18 protein-coding genes and 1 riboswitch are annotated in these 16,486 nt (G+C 51.8%); of the genes, 10 read left to right on the forward strand and 8 right to left on the reverse strand.

Annotated features, from left to right (window positions below):
* Window positions 1-33 precede the first annotated feature (33 nt).
* From pabB to ACLJZ5_RS02825, 4 genes are all read left to right on the forward strand, one after another.
* Window positions 34-1,398, forward strand: a complete 1,365-nt coding sequence (pabB, locus tag ACLJZ5_RS02810) for an aminodeoxychorismate synthase component 1 (RefSeq protein ID WP_077914025.1) — start codon at window positions 34-36, stop codon at window positions 1,396-1,398.
* 3 nt (window positions 1,399-1,401) lie between these two features.
* A complete protein-coding gene (locus ACLJZ5_RS02815) occupies window positions 1,402-1,980 on the forward strand; it encodes a CoA pyrophosphatase (protein WP_000381543.1) in 579 nt (192 codons plus the stop codon).
* 263 nt (window positions 1,981-2,243) lie between these two features.
* Window positions 2,244-3,608, forward strand: coding sequence for an L-serine ammonia-lyase (sdaA, locus tag ACLJZ5_RS02820; protein ID WP_000624274.1), 1,365 nt, complete (start codon window positions 2,244-2,246; stop codon window positions 3,606-3,608).
* A gap of 137 nt (window positions 3,609-3,745) precedes the next feature.
* On the forward strand, window positions 3,746-5,347 hold the full coding sequence (locus tag ACLJZ5_RS02825) for an EAL domain-containing protein (protein ID WP_017441972.1): 1,602 nt from the start codon (window positions 3,746-3,748) through the stop codon (window positions 5,345-5,347).
* 21 nt (window positions 5,348-5,368) lie between these two features.
* Here ACLJZ5_RS02825 and yoaE read toward each other — a convergent pair whose 3' ends face one another.
* Together yoaE and ACLJZ5_RS02835 are read right to left on the reverse strand one after the other, a co-directional pair.
* Complete coding sequence (gene yoaE, locus ACLJZ5_RS02830) at window positions 5,369-6,928, reverse strand: CNNM family cation transport protein YoaE (protein WP_000421815.1); 1,560 nt, start codon at window positions 6,926-6,928, stop codon at window positions 5,369-5,371.
* Window positions 6,916-7,248 (reverse strand): protein YoaL, encoded by a 333-nt coding sequence (locus ACLJZ5_RS02835; protein WP_011233029.1) that lies wholly within the window; start codon window positions 7,246-7,248, stop codon window positions 6,916-6,918. Before ACLJZ5_RS02835 ends, yoaE begins: the two co-directional genes overlap by 13 nt.
* 152 nt (window positions 7,249-7,400) lie before the next feature.
* Between ACLJZ5_RS02835 and manX the strand changes: the two genes are divergently transcribed.
* The 5 genes from manX to mntP all read left to right on the forward strand — a co-directional run bounded on the left by manX (window position 7,401) and on the right by mntP (window position 11,579).
* Window positions 7,401-8,369, forward strand: a complete 969-nt coding sequence (manX, locus tag ACLJZ5_RS02840; protein WP_000150523.1) for a PTS mannose transporter subunit IIAB — start codon at window positions 7,401-7,403, stop codon at window positions 8,367-8,369.
* Window positions 8,370-8,421: 52 nt separating this feature from the next.
* Window positions 8,422-9,222 carry a PTS mannose transporter subunit IIC gene (manY, locus tag ACLJZ5_RS02845; RefSeq protein WP_000406918.1) on the forward strand — a complete coding sequence of 267 codons (801 nt, stop codon included), beginning with the start codon at window positions 8,422-8,424 and terminating at the stop codon, window positions 9,220-9,222.
* A 12-nt stretch (window positions 9,223-9,234) separates the two neighbouring features.
* Window positions 9,235-10,086 (forward strand): PTS mannose transporter subunit IID, encoded by an 852-nt coding sequence (locus ACLJZ5_RS02850; RefSeq protein WP_001518647.1) that lies wholly within the window; start codon window positions 9,235-9,237, stop codon window positions 10,084-10,086.
* Window positions 10,087-10,144: 58 nt separating this feature from the next.
* The gene (locus ACLJZ5_RS02855; protein ID WP_023185511.1) at window positions 10,145-10,603 is read left to right on the forward strand and encodes a DUF986 family protein; all 459 of its coding nucleotides are present in this window, start codon (window positions 10,145-10,147) and stop codon (window positions 10,601-10,603) included.
* Window positions 10,604-10,799: 196 nt separating this feature from the next.
* Window positions 10,800-10,901, forward strand: a riboswitch (yybP-ykoY riboswitch).
* A gap of 111 nt (window positions 10,902-11,012) precedes the next feature.
* The gene (gene mntP, locus ACLJZ5_RS02860; RefSeq protein ID WP_001518359.1) at window positions 11,013-11,579 is read left to right on the forward strand and encodes a manganese efflux pump MntP; all 567 of its coding nucleotides are present in this window, start codon (window positions 11,013-11,015) and stop codon (window positions 11,577-11,579) included.
* Here the strand turns inward: mntP and rlmA are convergent.
* From rlmA to mgrB, 6 genes are all read right to left on the reverse strand, one after another.
* A complete protein-coding gene (gene rlmA, locus ACLJZ5_RS02865) occupies window positions 11,576-12,385 on the reverse strand; it encodes a 23S rRNA (guanine(745)-N(1))-methyltransferase (RefSeq protein ID WP_000010925.1) in 810 nt (269 codons plus the stop codon). The two genes, mntP and rlmA, sit on opposite strands and share 4 nt — an antisense overlap.
* Window positions 12,386-12,450: 65 nt before the next feature.
* Window positions 12,451-14,196 carry a peptidoglycan glycosyltransferase FtsI gene (gene ftsI / locus ACLJZ5_RS02870; RefSeq protein WP_000730322.1) on the reverse strand — a complete coding sequence of 582 codons (1,746 nt, stop codon included), beginning with the start codon at window positions 14,194-14,196 and terminating at the stop codon, window positions 12,451-12,453.
* A gap of 219 nt (window positions 14,197-14,415) precedes the next feature.
* Window positions 14,416-14,625 carry a transcription antiterminator/RNA stability regulator CspE gene (cspE, locus tag ACLJZ5_RS02875; RefSeq protein WP_001062678.1) on the reverse strand — a complete coding sequence of 70 codons (210 nt, stop codon included), beginning with the start codon at window positions 14,623-14,625 and terminating at the stop codon, window positions 14,416-14,418.
* Window positions 14,626-14,637: 12 nt separating this feature from the next.
* Window positions 14,638-14,781 (reverse strand): DUF2627 domain-containing protein, encoded by a 144-nt coding sequence (locus ACLJZ5_RS02880; RefSeq protein ID WP_001537930.1) that lies wholly within the window; start codon window positions 14,779-14,781, stop codon window positions 14,638-14,640.
* 648 nt (window positions 14,782-15,429) lie between these two features.
* A complete protein-coding gene (locus tag ACLJZ5_RS02885) occupies window positions 15,430-15,717 on the reverse strand; it encodes a YebO family protein (RefSeq protein WP_001000660.1) in 288 nt (95 codons plus the stop codon).
* Window positions 15,718-15,787: 70 nt separating this feature from the next.
* Window positions 15,788-15,931, reverse strand: a complete 144-nt coding sequence (mgrB, locus tag ACLJZ5_RS02890; protein ID WP_000714547.1) for a PhoP/PhoQ regulator MgrB — start codon at window positions 15,929-15,931, stop codon at window positions 15,788-15,790.
* Between the two features lie 157 nt (window positions 15,932-16,088).
* On the opposite strand from mgrB, the gene yobH reads away from it, so the two are divergent.
* Window positions 16,089-16,328: an invasion protein YobH gene (gene yobH, locus ACLJZ5_RS02895; protein ID WP_001236777.1), complete on the forward strand. Its 240-nt coding sequence runs from the start codon at window positions 16,089-16,091 to the stop codon at window positions 16,326-16,328.
* Window positions 16,329-16,486: the final 158 nt, after the last annotated feature.

Genomic DNA, 16,486 nt, shown 5'->3' on the forward strand with positions numbered 1-16,486 from the left:
GCGGTAAGCCAGTAGTGTTGTAACGAGTCAGGAATGATGAAGACGTTATCTCCCACTGTTATCACCTTACCCTGGCGTCCGGACGCCGCTGAACACTATTTTGCGCCCGTAAACCATTTGCCCTGGGCGATGCTGCTGCATTCAGGTGATGCTATTCATCCCTATAACCGCTTTGATATTCTGGTCGCCGATCCTGTCACCACACTGACCACGCGCGCCCAGGAAACCACGGTATGTACTGCGCGCACGACTACCGTCACTCTCGACGATCCGTTACACGTTTTGCAGACTCAACTGGAGGCGCTGCCTTTTCATCCTCAGCCTGACCCTGACTTACCCTTTCAGGGCGGCGCGCTGGGTCTGTTTGGTTATGATTTAGGGCGGCGTTTCGAAATTTTGCCCGATACTGCCGCGCGCGATATCGCTTTACCCGATATGGCGATTGGCCTTTACGACTGGGCGCTGATTGTCGATCACCAAAAACAGGTGGTGTCGCTGATAAGCTATCACGATGCAGACGCCCGATATCGCTGGCTCACCAGCCAGCACGCGCCGACCCGCACGCCCTTCAGGCTTACCTCGGCCTGGCAATCCAATATGACGCGTTGCGAGTATGGCGAGAAGTTTCGTCAGGTGCAGGCCTGGCTGCACAGCGGGGACTGCTATCAGGTCAATCTTTCCCAGCGTTTTCAGGCGAGCTACGAGGGTGATGAATGGCAGGCTTTCGAACGCCTTAACCGCGCAAATCGCGCCCCGTTCAGCGCCTTTCTTCGTTTACATGACGGCGCCATATTGAGCCTTTCTCCTGAGCGTTTTATCCAACTGGAGAACGGTCATATTCAGACGCGCCCGATCAAAGGTACGCTTCCACGGCTTAACGATCCGCAGGCGGATCGTCAGCAGGCGCAGAAACTGGCTAATTCAATGAAAGATCGCGCTGAAAATTTGATGATTGTCGATTTGATGCGTAACGACATTGGCCGGGTCGCCGTACCAGGTTCGGTGAAAGTGCCGGAACTGTTCGTCGTCGAACCATTTCCTGCCGTTCACCATCTGGTTAGCACCATTACCGCCCGTTTACCGGACTCGCTTCATGCTACCGACCTGCTGCGCGCGGCTTTCCCCGGCGGCTCCATTACCGGCGCGCCTAAAGTGCGGGCAATGGAAATTATCGACGAACTGGAGCCGCAGCGACGCAACGCCTGGTGCGGTAGCATCGGTTATCTGAGTTTCTGCGGCAAGATGGATACCAGTATTACTATCCGCACCGTCACGGCAACGCAGGGCCAACTCTATTGCTCAGCCGGCGGCGGTATCGTGGCCGATAGCAACGAAGAAGCGGAATATCAGGAAACTTTTGATAAAGTTAATCGTATCCTGCACCCACTGGAGAACTAATACGTGGATACCAGCCGTCTGACGCTCGATCATTTCTTATCGCGCTTTCAGCTTTTGCGCCCGCAGATGACTCATGAAACGTTAAATCAACGTCAGGCCGCCGTACTGATCCCTGTGGTTCGCCGCCCCCAACCGGGGCTGCTGTTGACCCAGCGGGCTATTCATTTGCGCAAACACGCCGGACAGGTCGCCTTTCCCGGCGGGGCCGTGGACAGTACCGATGCTTCGCTTATCGCCGCAGCGCTTCGCGAAGCGCAGGAGGAAGTCGCCATCCCGCCACAAGCTGTGGAAGTGATTGGCGTTTTACCGCCGGTAGACAGCGTGACCGGTTTTCAGGTCACCCCGGTGGTCGGCATTATTCCGCCAAATCTCCCCTGGCGCGCCAGTGAAGACGAAGTGTCTGCGGTGTTTGAAATGCCGCTGGCGCAAGCGTTGCAACTGGGTCGATATCATCCGCTTGATATTTACCGTCGCGGCAATTCGCACCGCGTATGGCTCTCCTGGTATGAGCATTATTTCGTCTGGGGCATGACCGCAAACATTCTTCGTGAGCTGGCGCTGCAAATCGGCGTAAAGCCCTGACTGTACACAACGCCATTCACGTTGCCTCAAGGTGGTAACAATCGCCTCCCCCAAAGAGGCAGCCTGAAGGGCAACGTGTATATACTTAACTTTACGCGCGCAAGACACGACTTGAGATTACTGTCGCAATATTAGTAAAAACGCGGTTATTCATTAGTTTAATTCATGTGAATAGTTAAGCTGATGCCAGCGTTCCCTCTTACACTATGCGCAGTTATAACATCGTAACCGGAAGCCCCGGTTGCCCTGTCAGGAGTATTATCGTGATTAGCCTATTCGACATGTTTAAGGTAGGGATTGGTCCCTCCTCTTCCCACACTGTTGGCCCGATGAAGGCCGGTAAACAGTTCGTCGATGACCTGGTCGAAAAAGGATTACTGGATAACGTTACCCGCGTCGCTGTCGATGTCTACGGCTCGCTGTCGCTGACGGGGAAAGGTCACCATACCGATATCGCCATTATTATGGGTCTGGCGGGTAATGAACCCGCTACCGTGGATATTGATAGTATCCCCGGTTTTATTCGCGACGTCGAAACGCGCGAGCGTCTGTTACTGGCCCAGGGACGTCACGAAGTCGACTTCCCGAAAGATGACGGAATGCGTTTTCACAACGGCAATTTGCCGCTGCATGAAAACGGGATGCAGATCCACGCCTGGCATGACGACACGGTCATTTATAGCAAGACGTACTATTCCATCGGCGGCGGCTTTATCGTTGATGAAGCGCATTTCGGCCAGGAAGCGACGAATGAGGTTACTGTACCTTATCCGTTTAAATCGGCGAAAGAAATGCTGGAGTATTGCAACAGTACCGGCCTTTCACTCTCCGGTATGGTGATGCAAAACGAACTGGCGCTGCATAGCAAGAAAGAGATTGAAGAATATTTCGGTCACGTCTGGCAGACCATGCAGGCCTGTATTGATCGCGGTATGAATACCGAAGGCGTGCTGCCGGGGCCGCTGCGCGTACCGCGTCGCGCCTCTGCGCTGCGTCGTATGCTGGTTTCCAGCGATAAGCTTTCCAGCGATCCGATGAACGTCATTGATTGGGTGAACATGTTTGCTCTGGCGGTGAACGAAGAGAACGCCGCAGGCGGCCGCGTCGTGACGGCGCCAACCAACGGCGCGTGCGGCATCGTTCCTGCGGTACTGGCTTACTACGACCATTTTATTGAGTCTGTCAGCCCGGATATTTACACCCGCTACTTCCTGGCGGCAGGCGCTATTGGCGCGCTGTATAAGATGAACGCGTCTATTTCCGGCGCGGAAGTCGGCTGTCAGGGTGAAGTCGGGGTCGCCTGTTCGATGGCGGCGGCAGGCCTTGCTGAACTGTTGGGCGCCAGCCCGGAACAGGTTTGCGTTGCCGCTGAAATCGGCATGGAGCATAACCTGGGGCTGACCTGCGACCCGGTTGCCGGTCAGGTGCAGGTGCCGTGTATTGAGCGTAACGCCATTGCTTCGGTTAAAGCGATCAACGCTGCGCGTATGGCCATGCGTCGAACCAGCGCGCCGCGCGTCTCGTTGGATAAAGTCATCGAAACGATGTACGAGACCGGAAAAGACATGAACGCAAAATACCGCGAAACGTCGCGCGGCGGGTTGGCCATTAAAGTCCAGTGTGATTAAACGCCGTTTCCCCTCCCTTCGCCCATCTGCTACGGATGGGCGAAATTTTTATCTCTTCCTCGTCGACTCCACGTTTCCCCACTACACTTGCTGTGTCGCGGTTGGCTTTTGTCGCCAACGCTTATTGGGCGGCCCGCATGCAAACAGCACAACGGATCATCAATCATTATCGCCGTAATCGTTTCATTGTTTGCACGATTTGTGCACTGGTCACGCTCATTCTTACGCTGAGCATCCGATTTATTTCGGAGCGGAACTTAAATCACCATCGCACGGTTGCATTCGCGAATCATGCCGTTGATGCGCTGGATAATGTGCTGCATCCTCTCCTGGTCGGACGAAACATACTGCTACCCTTACTTGAGCTTCCGTGCGCGACCGCGCATTTGCCGTTGCGTAAGCAAGCCGCCCGCCTGCAAACCATTCGTTCTATCGGGCTGGTAAAAGAGGGAATTCTCTACTGCTCAAGCATTTTTGGCGCCCGTAATACTCCCATACGCCAGCTTCAGCCCGATCTTCCCGCAGCTGGCGATCTGCTGCTACTTTCCACGGACCAATCGTTACTCAAGGGAAGCCCGATCCTCATTCAGTGGTATCCCGCCTCTGCCGATGGCCAGGATGGCGTGATGGAAATTGTGAATATTGACTTGCTGGCGACTATGCTACTTGAGCCGCAGCAGCCGCAAATTACCAGCGCCAGCCTGACGGTCGGCAAACGGCACCTGTTATATGGTCGGGGCGTGGTCGATACTCTTCCGGAATTAAAAAAAGATGAAGAGCGTTACCAGCTTTCATCGCGGCATTTCCCTTTTACTATCAGCGTCAGCGGGCCGTCGGCAGGCGTACTGGCGTTCAAACATCTCCCGACACAGTTACCGCTGGCCGTATTGCTTAGCCTGTTGATCGGTTATATCGCCTGGCTGGCAACGGCCAGCAGAATGAGCTTTTCCTGGGAGATTAATCTGGCCCTTGCCGAACGGGAGTTTGAGCTATTTTGTCAGCCGTTGCTTAATGCCCGCACGCAGCAGTGTACCGGCGTTGAGATCCTGTTACGCTGGAATAACCCGCGCCAGGGCTGGATCTCACCGGATGTTTTTATTCCTATCGCCGAGGAGCATAACCTGATAGCGCCGCTGACCCGCTATGTGATTGCGGAAACCATTCGGCAACGGCACTATTTCCCCGTCAACCATCAGTTTCATATCGGCATCAATGTGGCGGCAAGCCATTTCCGACACGGCGTGCTTCTCAAGGATCTTAATCAGTACTGGTTTAGTGCGGAACCTGTTCAGCAACTGGTGCTGGAGCTCACGGAACGCGACGCGTTGCTTGACGTTGATTACCGCCTGATGCGCGAGCTGCATCGTAAAGGCGTCAAGTTAGCCATCGATGATTTTGGCACAGGAAACAGCTCGCTCTCCTGGCTGGAAAAACTGCGGCCGGATATTTTGAAAATCGATAAATCCTTCACCGCGGCCATCGGTACCGATGCGGTCAATTCAACGGTGACCGATATTATTATCGCGCTAGGGCAGAGACTGAATATTGAACTGGTGGCGGAAGGGGTCGAAAACCAGACGCAGGCACAGCATTTGCGCCAGCATGGTGTGCAAATGTTACAGGGCTATCTCTATGCGAAGCCGATGCCCATTAGCGAATTTCCACAGTGGCTGGCGGGCAGCGCGCCGCCGCCCGCCCGGCATAACGGACAGATTATGTCCGCGATGCCGCATCTATAGACTTGATTCCTGCGTGTGACGTTATTCCTCTTCGTCGTGGGCAGGCTGTTCTTTAACAATCCGAACCAGATCGACACGGTAGTCGTTGGCCTCGACAATGGTGATCCGCAGTGGCGGAACATCAATGACATCGCCTACACGAGGAATATGGCCATTAGCGGCGATCACTAACCCCGCGACCGTCGCAATATCGCCCTCTTCGTTCACCAGATGGTCAACTTCCAGCGCCTGCTGTAGCGCATGAAGATCGGTGCCGCCCTTCACTATCCAGCCCTCGGCATCGGCAACGATTTCCGGCGTTTCATCGGCATCCGGGAACTCACCGGCAATCGCTTCCAGCACATCCAGCGGCGTAACCAGCCCCTGCACCACGCCGAACTCGTTAGTGACGATAACGAAACTGCCGCGCGCGCGACGCAAAACGCCTAACAGATTGATAGGATCAAGCGTTTCCGGCACCACTATCGCCGGAGAAGACGCGGCGATAGCCGCAACGTCCGCGCCCTCTTCCAGCGCCACCAGCAACTCTTTCGCCCGAACGATACCGATAATTTCATCCAGCTCGCCCCGACATACCGGGAACAGGCTATGCGGAGAAGAGAGTAACTGCTGACGGATTTCAGCTACGCTGAGATTCGCATCCACCCAACTAATTTCGCCTCGCGGCGTCATAATGCCGCGCAGGGAGCGCGACGCCAGAGTCAGTACGCCGTTAATCATGTAGCGTTCTTCTTCGGCGAAGGCGCCTTCCGACACCGATATCGCGGCCGGGCTATCCGTCTCATGTTGCGTACTTGCCTGACGTTTACCGCCCATCAGACGCAGGATAGCGTCCGCAGTACGCGCGCGCAGCGGCAACGTGGACTGATGACGAATAAAGTTGCGGCGCGCAATCTGGTTAAACACCTCGATAACGATCGAGAAACCAATTGCCGCGTACAGGTAGCCTTTCGGAATATGGAAACCGAACCCTTCCGCCACCAGACTCAAGCCGATCATCAGCAGGAAACTCAGACAGAGCACCACCACCGTCGGATGCTGGTTGACAAAACGGGTCAGCGGTTTTGACGCCAGTAGCATCACCGCCATCGCAATCACCACCGCCGCCATCATAACCGGCAGATGGTTTACCATACCTACCGCCGTAATCACGGCGTCCAGCGAGAAGACCGCATCCAGGATGACAATCTGCGTGACTACCACCCAGAAGCTCGCATAGCCTTTACCGTGTCCGGTGTCATGCTCGCGGTTTTCCAGACGTTCATGCAGCTCGGTGGTCGCTTTAAACAGCAGGAATATACCGCCCAGCAGCATAATTAAATCGCGGCCGGAGAAGGTAAAATCCCAGACGGTAAAGAGCGGCTTTGTTAAGGTCACCAGCCACGAAATAATGGACAGCAGCGCCAGACGCATAATCAGCGCCAGCGAGAGCCCGATAAGACGCGCTTTGTCACGCTGCTTTGGCGGCAATTTATCGGCGAGGATCGCGATAAAGACCAGGTTATCGATACCCAGGACAATTTCCAGGACGACGAGCGTGAGTAAACCCACCCAAATTGAGGGATCCATTAATAATTCCATGACAAGCTCCTGCTTAAGGAATGACTAAACGGCGCCCACAACATCTCAAAGGATGCAGGCGGTAACGCAATAAACAAAGTAAGGCTATGGCAAGATATGCCAGATTGACAGGCGCAAAACGGCCAAAGAGTGAAATGACGTCGGTGACGATCCATACAACGGGCTGCTGCCCTATACCCCATTCTAATTAAACGGAAGCTAAACATAACAGAGACAACTGGTTTTTGGCAAAGATTTACCTTCCTTTGCAAAGAGATGTAACCGGGATATTTTACACTTCGAAATTTCTCATTATCGAAAACAAAATTACGGATCTCCATCACACAAAATATTTTTTTCGATATCTAAAATAATTCACGAAAATCATGCGTTTTTCGTTGTAACCCTCATCTGAATCGATTCGCTTGCGGACGGCGATTCAAAAAATACATCTGTCAAGTTGATGTGTTGACAATAATAAAGGAGGTAGCAAGTGACCATTGCTATTGTTATAGGCACACATGGTTGGGCTGCAGAGCAGTTACTTAAAACAGCCGAAATGCTGTTAGGCGAGCAGGAAAACGTCGGCTGGATCGATTTCGTTCCAGGCGAAAATGCCGAAACGCTGATCGAAAAGTACAACGCTCAGTTGGCTAAACTCGATACCAGTAAAGGCGTGCTATTTCTCGTTGATACATGGGGAGGCAGTCCGTTTAATGCTGCCAGCCGCATTGTCGTCGATAAAGAGCGCTATGAAGTTATTGCCGGCGTCAACATCCCGATGCTGGTCGAAACGTTTATGGCCCGTGACGACGATCCGAGCTTTGACGAGCTGGTCGCACTGGCGGTAGAAACCGGTCGTGAAGGCGTAAAAGCGCTGAAAGCGAAACCGGTAGAAAAAGCCGCGCCAGCGCCAGTCGCCGCCGCGCCAAAAGCGGCCACGCCGGCAAAACCGATGGGCCCGAATGATTATATGGTTATCGGGCTTGCCCGTATTGATGACCGCCTCATTCACGGTCAGGTCGCTACCCGCTGGACCAAAGAGACCAATGTCAGCCGTATTATTGTTGTGAGCGATGAAGTCGCGGCGGATACCGTACGTAAAACGCTGCTGACGCAAGTTGCGCCGCCGGGCGTTACGGCGCATGTGGTTGACGTCGCGAAGATGATTCGCGTCTACAATAACCCGAAATACGCCGGCGAACGCGTGATGCTTCTGTTTACCAATCCTACCGACGTCGAGCGCATCGTTGAGGGCGGCGTGAAAGTCACCTCCGTGAACATTGGCGGTATGGCCTACCGTCAAGGTAAAACGCAGGTGAACAACGCCGTTTCCGTCGATGAAAAGGATATCGAAGCCTTTAAAAAGCTCAACGAGCGCGGCATCGAGCTTGAGGTGCGTAAAGTTTCCACCGATCCGAAACTGAAAATGATGGATTTAATTGCCAAAGTGGCGAAATAACCGCCGGCATTTAATTAGCTTTCACACTTAAGATAGCAATAGGAGAAGTACAATGGAGATTACCACTCTTCAGATTGTGCTGGTGTTCATCGTCGCATGTATCGCAGGTATGGAGTCGGTACTTGATGAATTTCAGTTCCACCGTCCGCTGATCGCCTGTACCTTAATCGGCGCCGTTTTGGGGGACATGAAAACCGGTATTATCATCGGCGGTACTCTGGAAATGATCGCTCTGGGCTGGATGAACATCGGTGCTGCCGTTGCGCCTGATGCCGCACTGGCGTCCATCATCTCTACCGTTCTGGTCATCGCCGGGCATCAAAGCATTGGCGCCGGTATCGCGCTGGCGATTCCGCTGGCGGCAGCAGGCCAGGTACTGACCATTATCGTACGTACCATCACCGTGGCATTCCAGCACGCGGCGGACAAGGCGGCTGAAAACGGCAACCTGACGGCGCTCTCCTGGCTGCACGTTTCTTCTCTGTTCCTGCAGGCAATGCGTATCGCTATCCCGGCGGTTATCGTTGCCATCTCCGTAGGCACCAGCGAAGTACAGGGAATGCTGAATGCGATTCCTGAAGTCGTCACAGGCGGTCTGAACATCGCCGGCGGCATGATCGTCGTGGTTGGTTATGCGATGGTTATCAACATGATGCGCGCAGGCTACCTGATGCCGTTCTTCTACCTCGGTTTCGTCACCGCGGCTTTCACAAACTTCAACCTGGTCGCACTGGGTGTCATCGGCGCAGTGATGGCTATTCTTTACATCCAGCTGAGCCCGAAATACAACCGTGTAGCGGGCGCGCCTGCAGCGGCTGCTGGCAATAACGATCTCGACAACGAACTGGACTAACAGGTGAGCGAAATGGTTGATATGACTAAAACTACCACCGAGAAAAAACTCACTCCGAGCGATATTCGCGGCGTATTTCTTCGTTCTAACCTGTTCCAGGGGTCATGGAACTTCGAACGTATGCAAGCGTTGGGCTTCTGCTTCTCTATGGTGCCGGCTATTCGTCGCCTGTATCCGGAGAATAATGACGCGCGTAAACAGGCGATTAAGCGTCACCTGGAGTTCTTTAACACTCATCCTTACGTTGCGGCGCCGGTACTGGGCGTGACCCTGGCAATGGAAGAAAAGCGTGCGAACGGCGCAGAGATTGACGATGGTGCTATCAACGGTATCAAAGTCGGTCTGATGGGACCGCTGGCAGGCGTCGGCGACCCTATCTTCTGGGGTACCGTCCGTCCGGTATTCGCGGCGCTGGGCGCAGGTATTGCGATGAGCGGCAGTCTGCTTGGTCCGCTGCTGTTTTTCATCCTGTTTAACCTGGTGCGTCTGGCGACCCGCTATTATGGCGTGGCTTATGGCTACCGCAAAGGCGTCGATATCGTTAAAGATATGGGCGGCGGCTTCCTGCAAAAACTGACTGAGGGGGCGTCAATCCTCGGCCTGTTTGTCATGGGGGCATTGGTTAACAAGTGGACGCATGTGAATATCCCGCTGGTGGTCTCCACCATCACCGGTCAGGATGGTCAGACACGCGTTACCACCGTGCAAACCATTCTCGACCAGCTGATGCCGGGTCTGGTTCCGCTACTGTTGACCTTTGCCTGTATGTGGCTGCTGCGTAAGAAAGTTAACCCGCTGTGGATTATCGTGGGCTTCTTCGTCATCGGTATCGCCGGCTACTCCGTAGGGCTGCTGGGCCAGTAAGGCTGTTGTACACTACCGGGGCCAAACGGCCCCGTTTTTTTATTTCTCTGGAGGATAAATGACTATCACGGACCTGGTGCTGATTCTCTTTATTGCCGCATTATTGGCTTACGCTCTCTACGATCAGTTCATCATGCCCCGTCGCAATGGCCCCACTCTGCTTTCTATAGCCCTGCTCCGCCGCGGTCGCGTAGACAGCGTTATCTTCGTTGGGCTGGTCGCCATCCTTATTTATAACAACATAACCAGCCACGGAGCGCAGATGACCACATGGTTATTAAGTGCGCTGGCGTTAATGGGGTTTTATATATTCTGGATCCGCACGCCACGGATCATCTTTAAACAACGTGGCTTTTTCTTCGCCAATGTCTGGATAGAATATAACCGTATTAAAGAGATGAATTTATCGGAAGACGGCGTACTGGTGATGCAATTAGAACAACGACGCTTGCTTATCCGTGTACGCAATATCGACGATCTGGAAAAAATATATAAACTTCTTATTGAAAATCAATAGGCTAAGATATAGCCTCAACTATGTTTTTCGAATTTTATTTCGAATCATAATATAGCTAAGGCTATATTTTCTATTGACCAATTGTTATTTAATTTAACGTTTTATTGATGAATAAATCTAAATGAAAATCGTTTTCAATTAGAAGGCGAATAATATTTTATCGCTGTTGTTTTATATTCTAAAAATATGTTAATGTTGCGCCGTCAATTGGGGAGTAGCCGATTTCCAGACTCCGGAAATGTACGCGTCAACATACTCGTTGCAAAACGTGGCGCGTACGGACCAGCCGCCGCTGGTCAGGCGAGACCATAGGCGCATCAACTGCTGTGTATTTCGTCACAGAATGGCGACATGCATGTTTGCTGGGGGCAGTGATGTGTTTAATGGATACCCCGGTCAGGACGCTGTCATGCACTTTACTGCTACTGTTCTTCTCGCTTTCGGCATGTCGATGGATGCTTTCGCGGCATCAATTGGCAAAGGCGCCACCCTACATAAACCCAAATTTTCAGAAGCGTTGCGTACCGGTCTTATCTTTGGCGCGGTTGAAACGCTGACCCCGTTAATCGGCTGGGGGCTGGGGATATTGGCGAGTAAATTCGTTCTGGAATGGAACCACTGGATAGCCTTTGTTCTGCTGATCTTTCTGGGCGGACGCATGATCATCGAAGGTATCCGCGGCGGTAGTGATGAAGATGAAACACCGTTACGTCGCCACAGCTTTTGGCTATTAGTCACGACGGCTATCGCGACCAGCCTCGATGCGATGGCGGTTGGCGTCGGTCTGGCGTTTTTGCAGGTAAACATCATCGCAACCGCATTGGCTATCGGTTGCGCCACGCTTATCATGTCCACCCTCGGAATGATGATCGGTCGCTTTATCGGCCCAATGCTGGGTAAGCGTGCTGAAATTCTCGGCGGGGTCGTACTGATAGGAATTGGCGTCCAGATCCTCTGGACGCATTTTCACGGTTAACGGTTACGCTGCCAGAGATGAAGGTTGAAATCCGTCTGGCAGCTAAGTCCGGTGCTGGCAGCCAGTTGTTCCCACACTTCTGGCCTGGCGCGCCAGGCAAATGGCGTCATTTGCAACAGTGCTACAGCCGCTTCGGCGGTGAGCTGCATGTGATAAGCAAGGCGGGTACTCTGCTGCAATGTGAATCCGTCGAGCTGCTCGGTATACGGCGCATGTAAACGCACCTCATCATAAATGAGCCCTTTTAGTTCCATCAGATGATGCGGCCCTGGCGTGGCGGTAACGACCCAACCACCAGGTTTCACCACACGCGCCAATTCCTGCGCCTTACACGGGGCGTAGATTCTGATCACCGCATCCATTGACGCATCGGCAAAGGGCAGTCGATGGCTTGACGCCACACAAAACTTCACCTGCGAATAGCGCTTCGCCGCCGCTTTGATCGCCGTTTTAGCAACGTCCAGTCCAAACGTGGTGACTCCCGGCAACGCCTCGGCAAAAGCATGAGTGTAATACCCCTCGCCGCAGCCGATATCCAGAATCGCCGTGGCCGACTGATCCAGCCGCTCGCGCAACAGGTTAATCACCGCATCGCGCAGCGGCTGATAATGGCCCGCATCAAGAAACGCTCTCCTCGCCTGCATCATTTCGGCGCTGTCGCCCGGATCGCGCGAACGTTTATGCTGTACCGGCAGCAGATTGATGTAGCCCTCTTTCGCCACATCAAACTGATGGCGCTGTGGACATATAACGCTGTTATTAATCTGCGTAAGCGGCTGATGGCAAAGCGGACAGGTAAACGACATGACAACTCCGGACTGGGGCGCTAAAGGGCGCAAGTGTAACGCGAATTGCGCCCCGGGAAAATCCTTTACGAGCCCGGAACCGCAACGTGGCTGCCATGCATCACCAGAAGGTGATCTGAATCGGCTGGCATACCGTCTGGCTCAACATTTTCCAGCCGCAGCACATCGCCCATGATCTGGCTGAATACGGGCGCAGATACCGCGCCGCCATAATAAGCCCCGTTTTGCGGATTATTAATCACCACCACCAGCGCAAATCTGGGGTTACTTGCCGGCGCGACGCCTGCGGTATATGCCACATACTTATCGACGTATTTACCATCATCGCCAATTTTTTTCGCCGTCCCGGTTTTGACCGCAATACGGTAGTCTCTTACTGCGGCTTTTGTTCCGCCGCCGCCAGGCAACGCGACGCTCTCCATCATATGTTCCACCTCGTGCACCAGTTCTTCCGGCATTACTCGCGTGCCGATCACGGGCGGATCAACTTTGGTGATCGATAACGGACGGTAGATACCAAAGCTGCCAATCGTGGCATAAACATGCGCCAGTTGCAGCGGCGTCACCATTAATCCATAGCCAAAAGCGAAGGTAGCGCGATCTAAATCACTCCAGTAACGGCGTTTCGGTAATAACCCGCTGCTCTCTCCGGTGAGACCCAGTCCGGTAGGCACGCCGAAACCAAAGCTTTTATAAGTATCCATTAATTTCTGCACCGGCATCGCCAGAGAAAGGTGAGAAACGCCAGTATCGCTGGATTTTTGCAAAATGCCGGTTAATGTCAGTTCCGGATAGTAACCGACGTCGCGGATACGGTGTCCATCGAGAGTAAAAGGATGGGTATCGATAACGCTGTCCGGTTGCACGATACCCTGCTGTAACGCAGTCATAATGACCAACGGCTTCACAGTAGAACCGGGTTCGAAAGTGTCGCTAATCGCGCGGTTACGAAAATCGTCCAACTGCGCGCCTTCACGGTTGTTCGGGTTGAAATCCGGGTAGCTCGCCATCGAGAGAATTTCACCCGTTGGGATGTTAATCAATACGGCAGCGCCGGATTCCGCTTTGTTCCAGATGACGGCGTTATCCAGCGCATCTTCGGTGACCGTTTGCAGACGTTCATCAATGCTAAGCTGAAGTTCATGGGCAGGAACCGGATTCACTTCCGTAATGTTCTCAATAACGTGACCAAATTTATCTTTACGCACCAGTCGGGAGCCCGGTTTTCCCGTCAGTTGCGCGTTAAAGCTCTTTTCAATACCTTCTATTCCCTGCCCGTCGATATTGGTAAAGCCGATCAAATTGGCCGCTACGTGTCCGGCAGGGTAAAAACGGCGCGACTCTTCCCGCAGGTTAATACCCGGTAGATTCAGTTTATCTATCCATTCGGCTTGCTGGGGTGAAACCTGGCGCGCGAGGTAGATAAAACGACCAGCCGGGTTACTGTTTACCCGTTCCGCAAGCGTACTGAGCGACAGATGTAAGGCGCTGGCCAGCGCCTGCCAGCGCTCATTGTAGCCAACGCCGCCTTTGCTTATGATAGTCTTCGGATCGGCCCAGACAGCATTAACCGGAACGCTCACCGCTAAGGGCCGCCCTTCTCTGTCGGTGATCATGCCGCGTGGAGAGGCCGTGGTCACTTCACGAAGCGAGCGCATATCTTCTTGTTTCACCAGTTTCGACGGCGTAACAATTTGCAACCATGCCACCCGCCCTAACAACAATGCCATACTGAGCAGAATGGCAGTGCAAAGTAGTGCAAAACGTATGGGCGTAAAATTACGGGTATCGCCGTCGCTTTTCTTTTTCACCTGATCTCCAGCCGAATCATTTTTCAGGTGATTGATTTAACGGGAAACGGACGGAAAAACCAGAAAAAACAATGCTAATAACCTCGCGCCTTTGCAACAAATCGCTAACGAGAGCGCATCCAGACACATTTTGAAGGATATTGAATTAAAAAGCCCCGCTTTTAGCGAGGCTTTATATCTGAGGCTGACGCGACAAACGCATCAAATCAGTGGTGTCGATCAGATAGCTGTTACGTTAACAGCAGCCGGACCTTTCTGGCCGTCCTGAATTTCGAACTCAACGTTCTGGCCTTCAGCCAGAGTTTTGAAACCATTGCCCTGGATAGCGGAGAAGTGTACGAACACATCTTTGCTGCCGTCAGCCGGAGTAATGAAGCCAAAACCTTTGGATTCGTTGAACCACTTAACTTGACCTTTAATCTTTGCCATTTGCAAAATTCCTTAGAGTGTTTTCTTTGCCCGTAGGCATAACATAGATAAAACTGAGACATTACTGCTTGAGGCACTAATATAAGGTTCGGCAGAGAAGCGGTATTCAACGTCAACGTGTTTACTCAGGACTTCTTTACTGAAAATGCCACACATAAACAGAACTGTACCTCGTTTAACCCAAAGCCTGTTATCACATACAACGTTAATTATGGCAAGCCATTTTTAAACGTGTCTCGATCCGTCGCACAAATTACGAGAACCTTCACAAATTGACAGCACGTTTATGCAACAAAATTGCGAAAGATATATCCTCACGCGCTGACGGACTCCTGACAACGTCACTGCTGAAAAGCCATTTTTCTACCATAGCTCAATAACTTCGCTTCTTCCAGTGCATCAAATCACATTTAAAAGCTGTATTTTTCATATCACTTTTTATGCTGAGTTATGCATAAATTGTCACAATGATAAAAAACACCTTTTAATCAAAATAATAGAAAAGAAAAGCGATTTTCGACACCGCTTTTTGTGATGTTCTGCGTCTTTACAGAATGCCTTAAAATAATGAACAAACAATGACAATCCATAAAGAGAGAGAAACGTTTCGCTTTTAATAGAGAATGAGCAGTATCACAAAAATGCCATATGTCCATTTGTTATACATATAAAACTATGTTGCATATAAAGCCATATATTATGTAAGGTGTTGATGCTGTAGTATCAGTTGCAAACGGCAACGCGGAGAGATCCGACGGGGAAATGGGGCGTATGGCACTGGCGCCATTTGCGCCCCGGTAAGCATTATCGTTCTGCAACCAGACGAATGATGTCCTCATCCTCTTTTGGTTCGCTTGCCGCTGTTGCGGGTTCCGCTTCTTTTTCTGGTTCGTTTGCTTCGCAAAGGCGACGTAACAACGCGTTTTGCCGCTTCTGTTGATCCAACAACGCTTCGAGCAGTTCTATCTGCTCGTTGGCACGGGAACTTGCCCGGTTGACAAAGAACCAGAGCGCCAGCCCCACCACCAGAACCACCATTGATACTATTAAAGATGCAAGAGAAAACGCACCAGAGTTTAAAACGTCGTTCATTTCACCACCTCAATGTAGAGACGTCATTCTACCACTGCTACACGGGAAGGAAATCTCTGGTGTAAAACGTTTACCAGGGAATAAATTTATTGATGGCGCAAATACCGCTGAAAAATTGTACATCCTGATCGCACATGATATTAAACACCTGCGCCCACAGCAACAGGCATACTACCACCACGATGCCGAGAACGACCCATCGAAATTTTTTCACTCCACTCTCCGATCTTACATCTTATGTCGCTAAATTATCATGAGTTACTTAAACCAGGAGTAACTGTAGCGGCATTATATGTTTTTAGGAATGATTCACTTGTTTCAATCAATGTACACGCTACTCTTATTCTAACTAAAAAAGAAAAGAGGTAGTAATGCGTTTGATCATTCGCGCAATTGTATTGTTTGCCCTGGTGTGGATAGGCCTGCTGATGAGCGGCTATGGCATCCTGGTGGGAAGTAAAGTGAACGCTGCGGGGCTGGGTTTACAGTGCCATTACCTGACCGCACGCGGCACCAGCACGGCGCAATATCTCCATACCAACAGCGGCATTATCGGCTTTTCCGACTGTCCCATTTTCAGAAAAATCGCCACCGTGGTGGATAATGGCTAAGCGGCAATAAATAATTTCACAGTGAAACTATCACCAATAATTCCCCTATATTGGCTGTTGTTCATAAGTACTGTTAAATAATATTTTAATAACCGTTAAATAAGCCGACAGATATTATCTACTTTTACGATTTCATCCCACCCGATGTTATAAAAAAA

It is taken from the genome of Salmonella sp. 5800 (assembly GCF_046558195.1).
Taxonomy (GTDB): Bacteria; Pseudomonadota; Gammaproteobacteria; order Enterobacterales; family Enterobacteriaceae; genus Salmonella; species Salmonella enterica.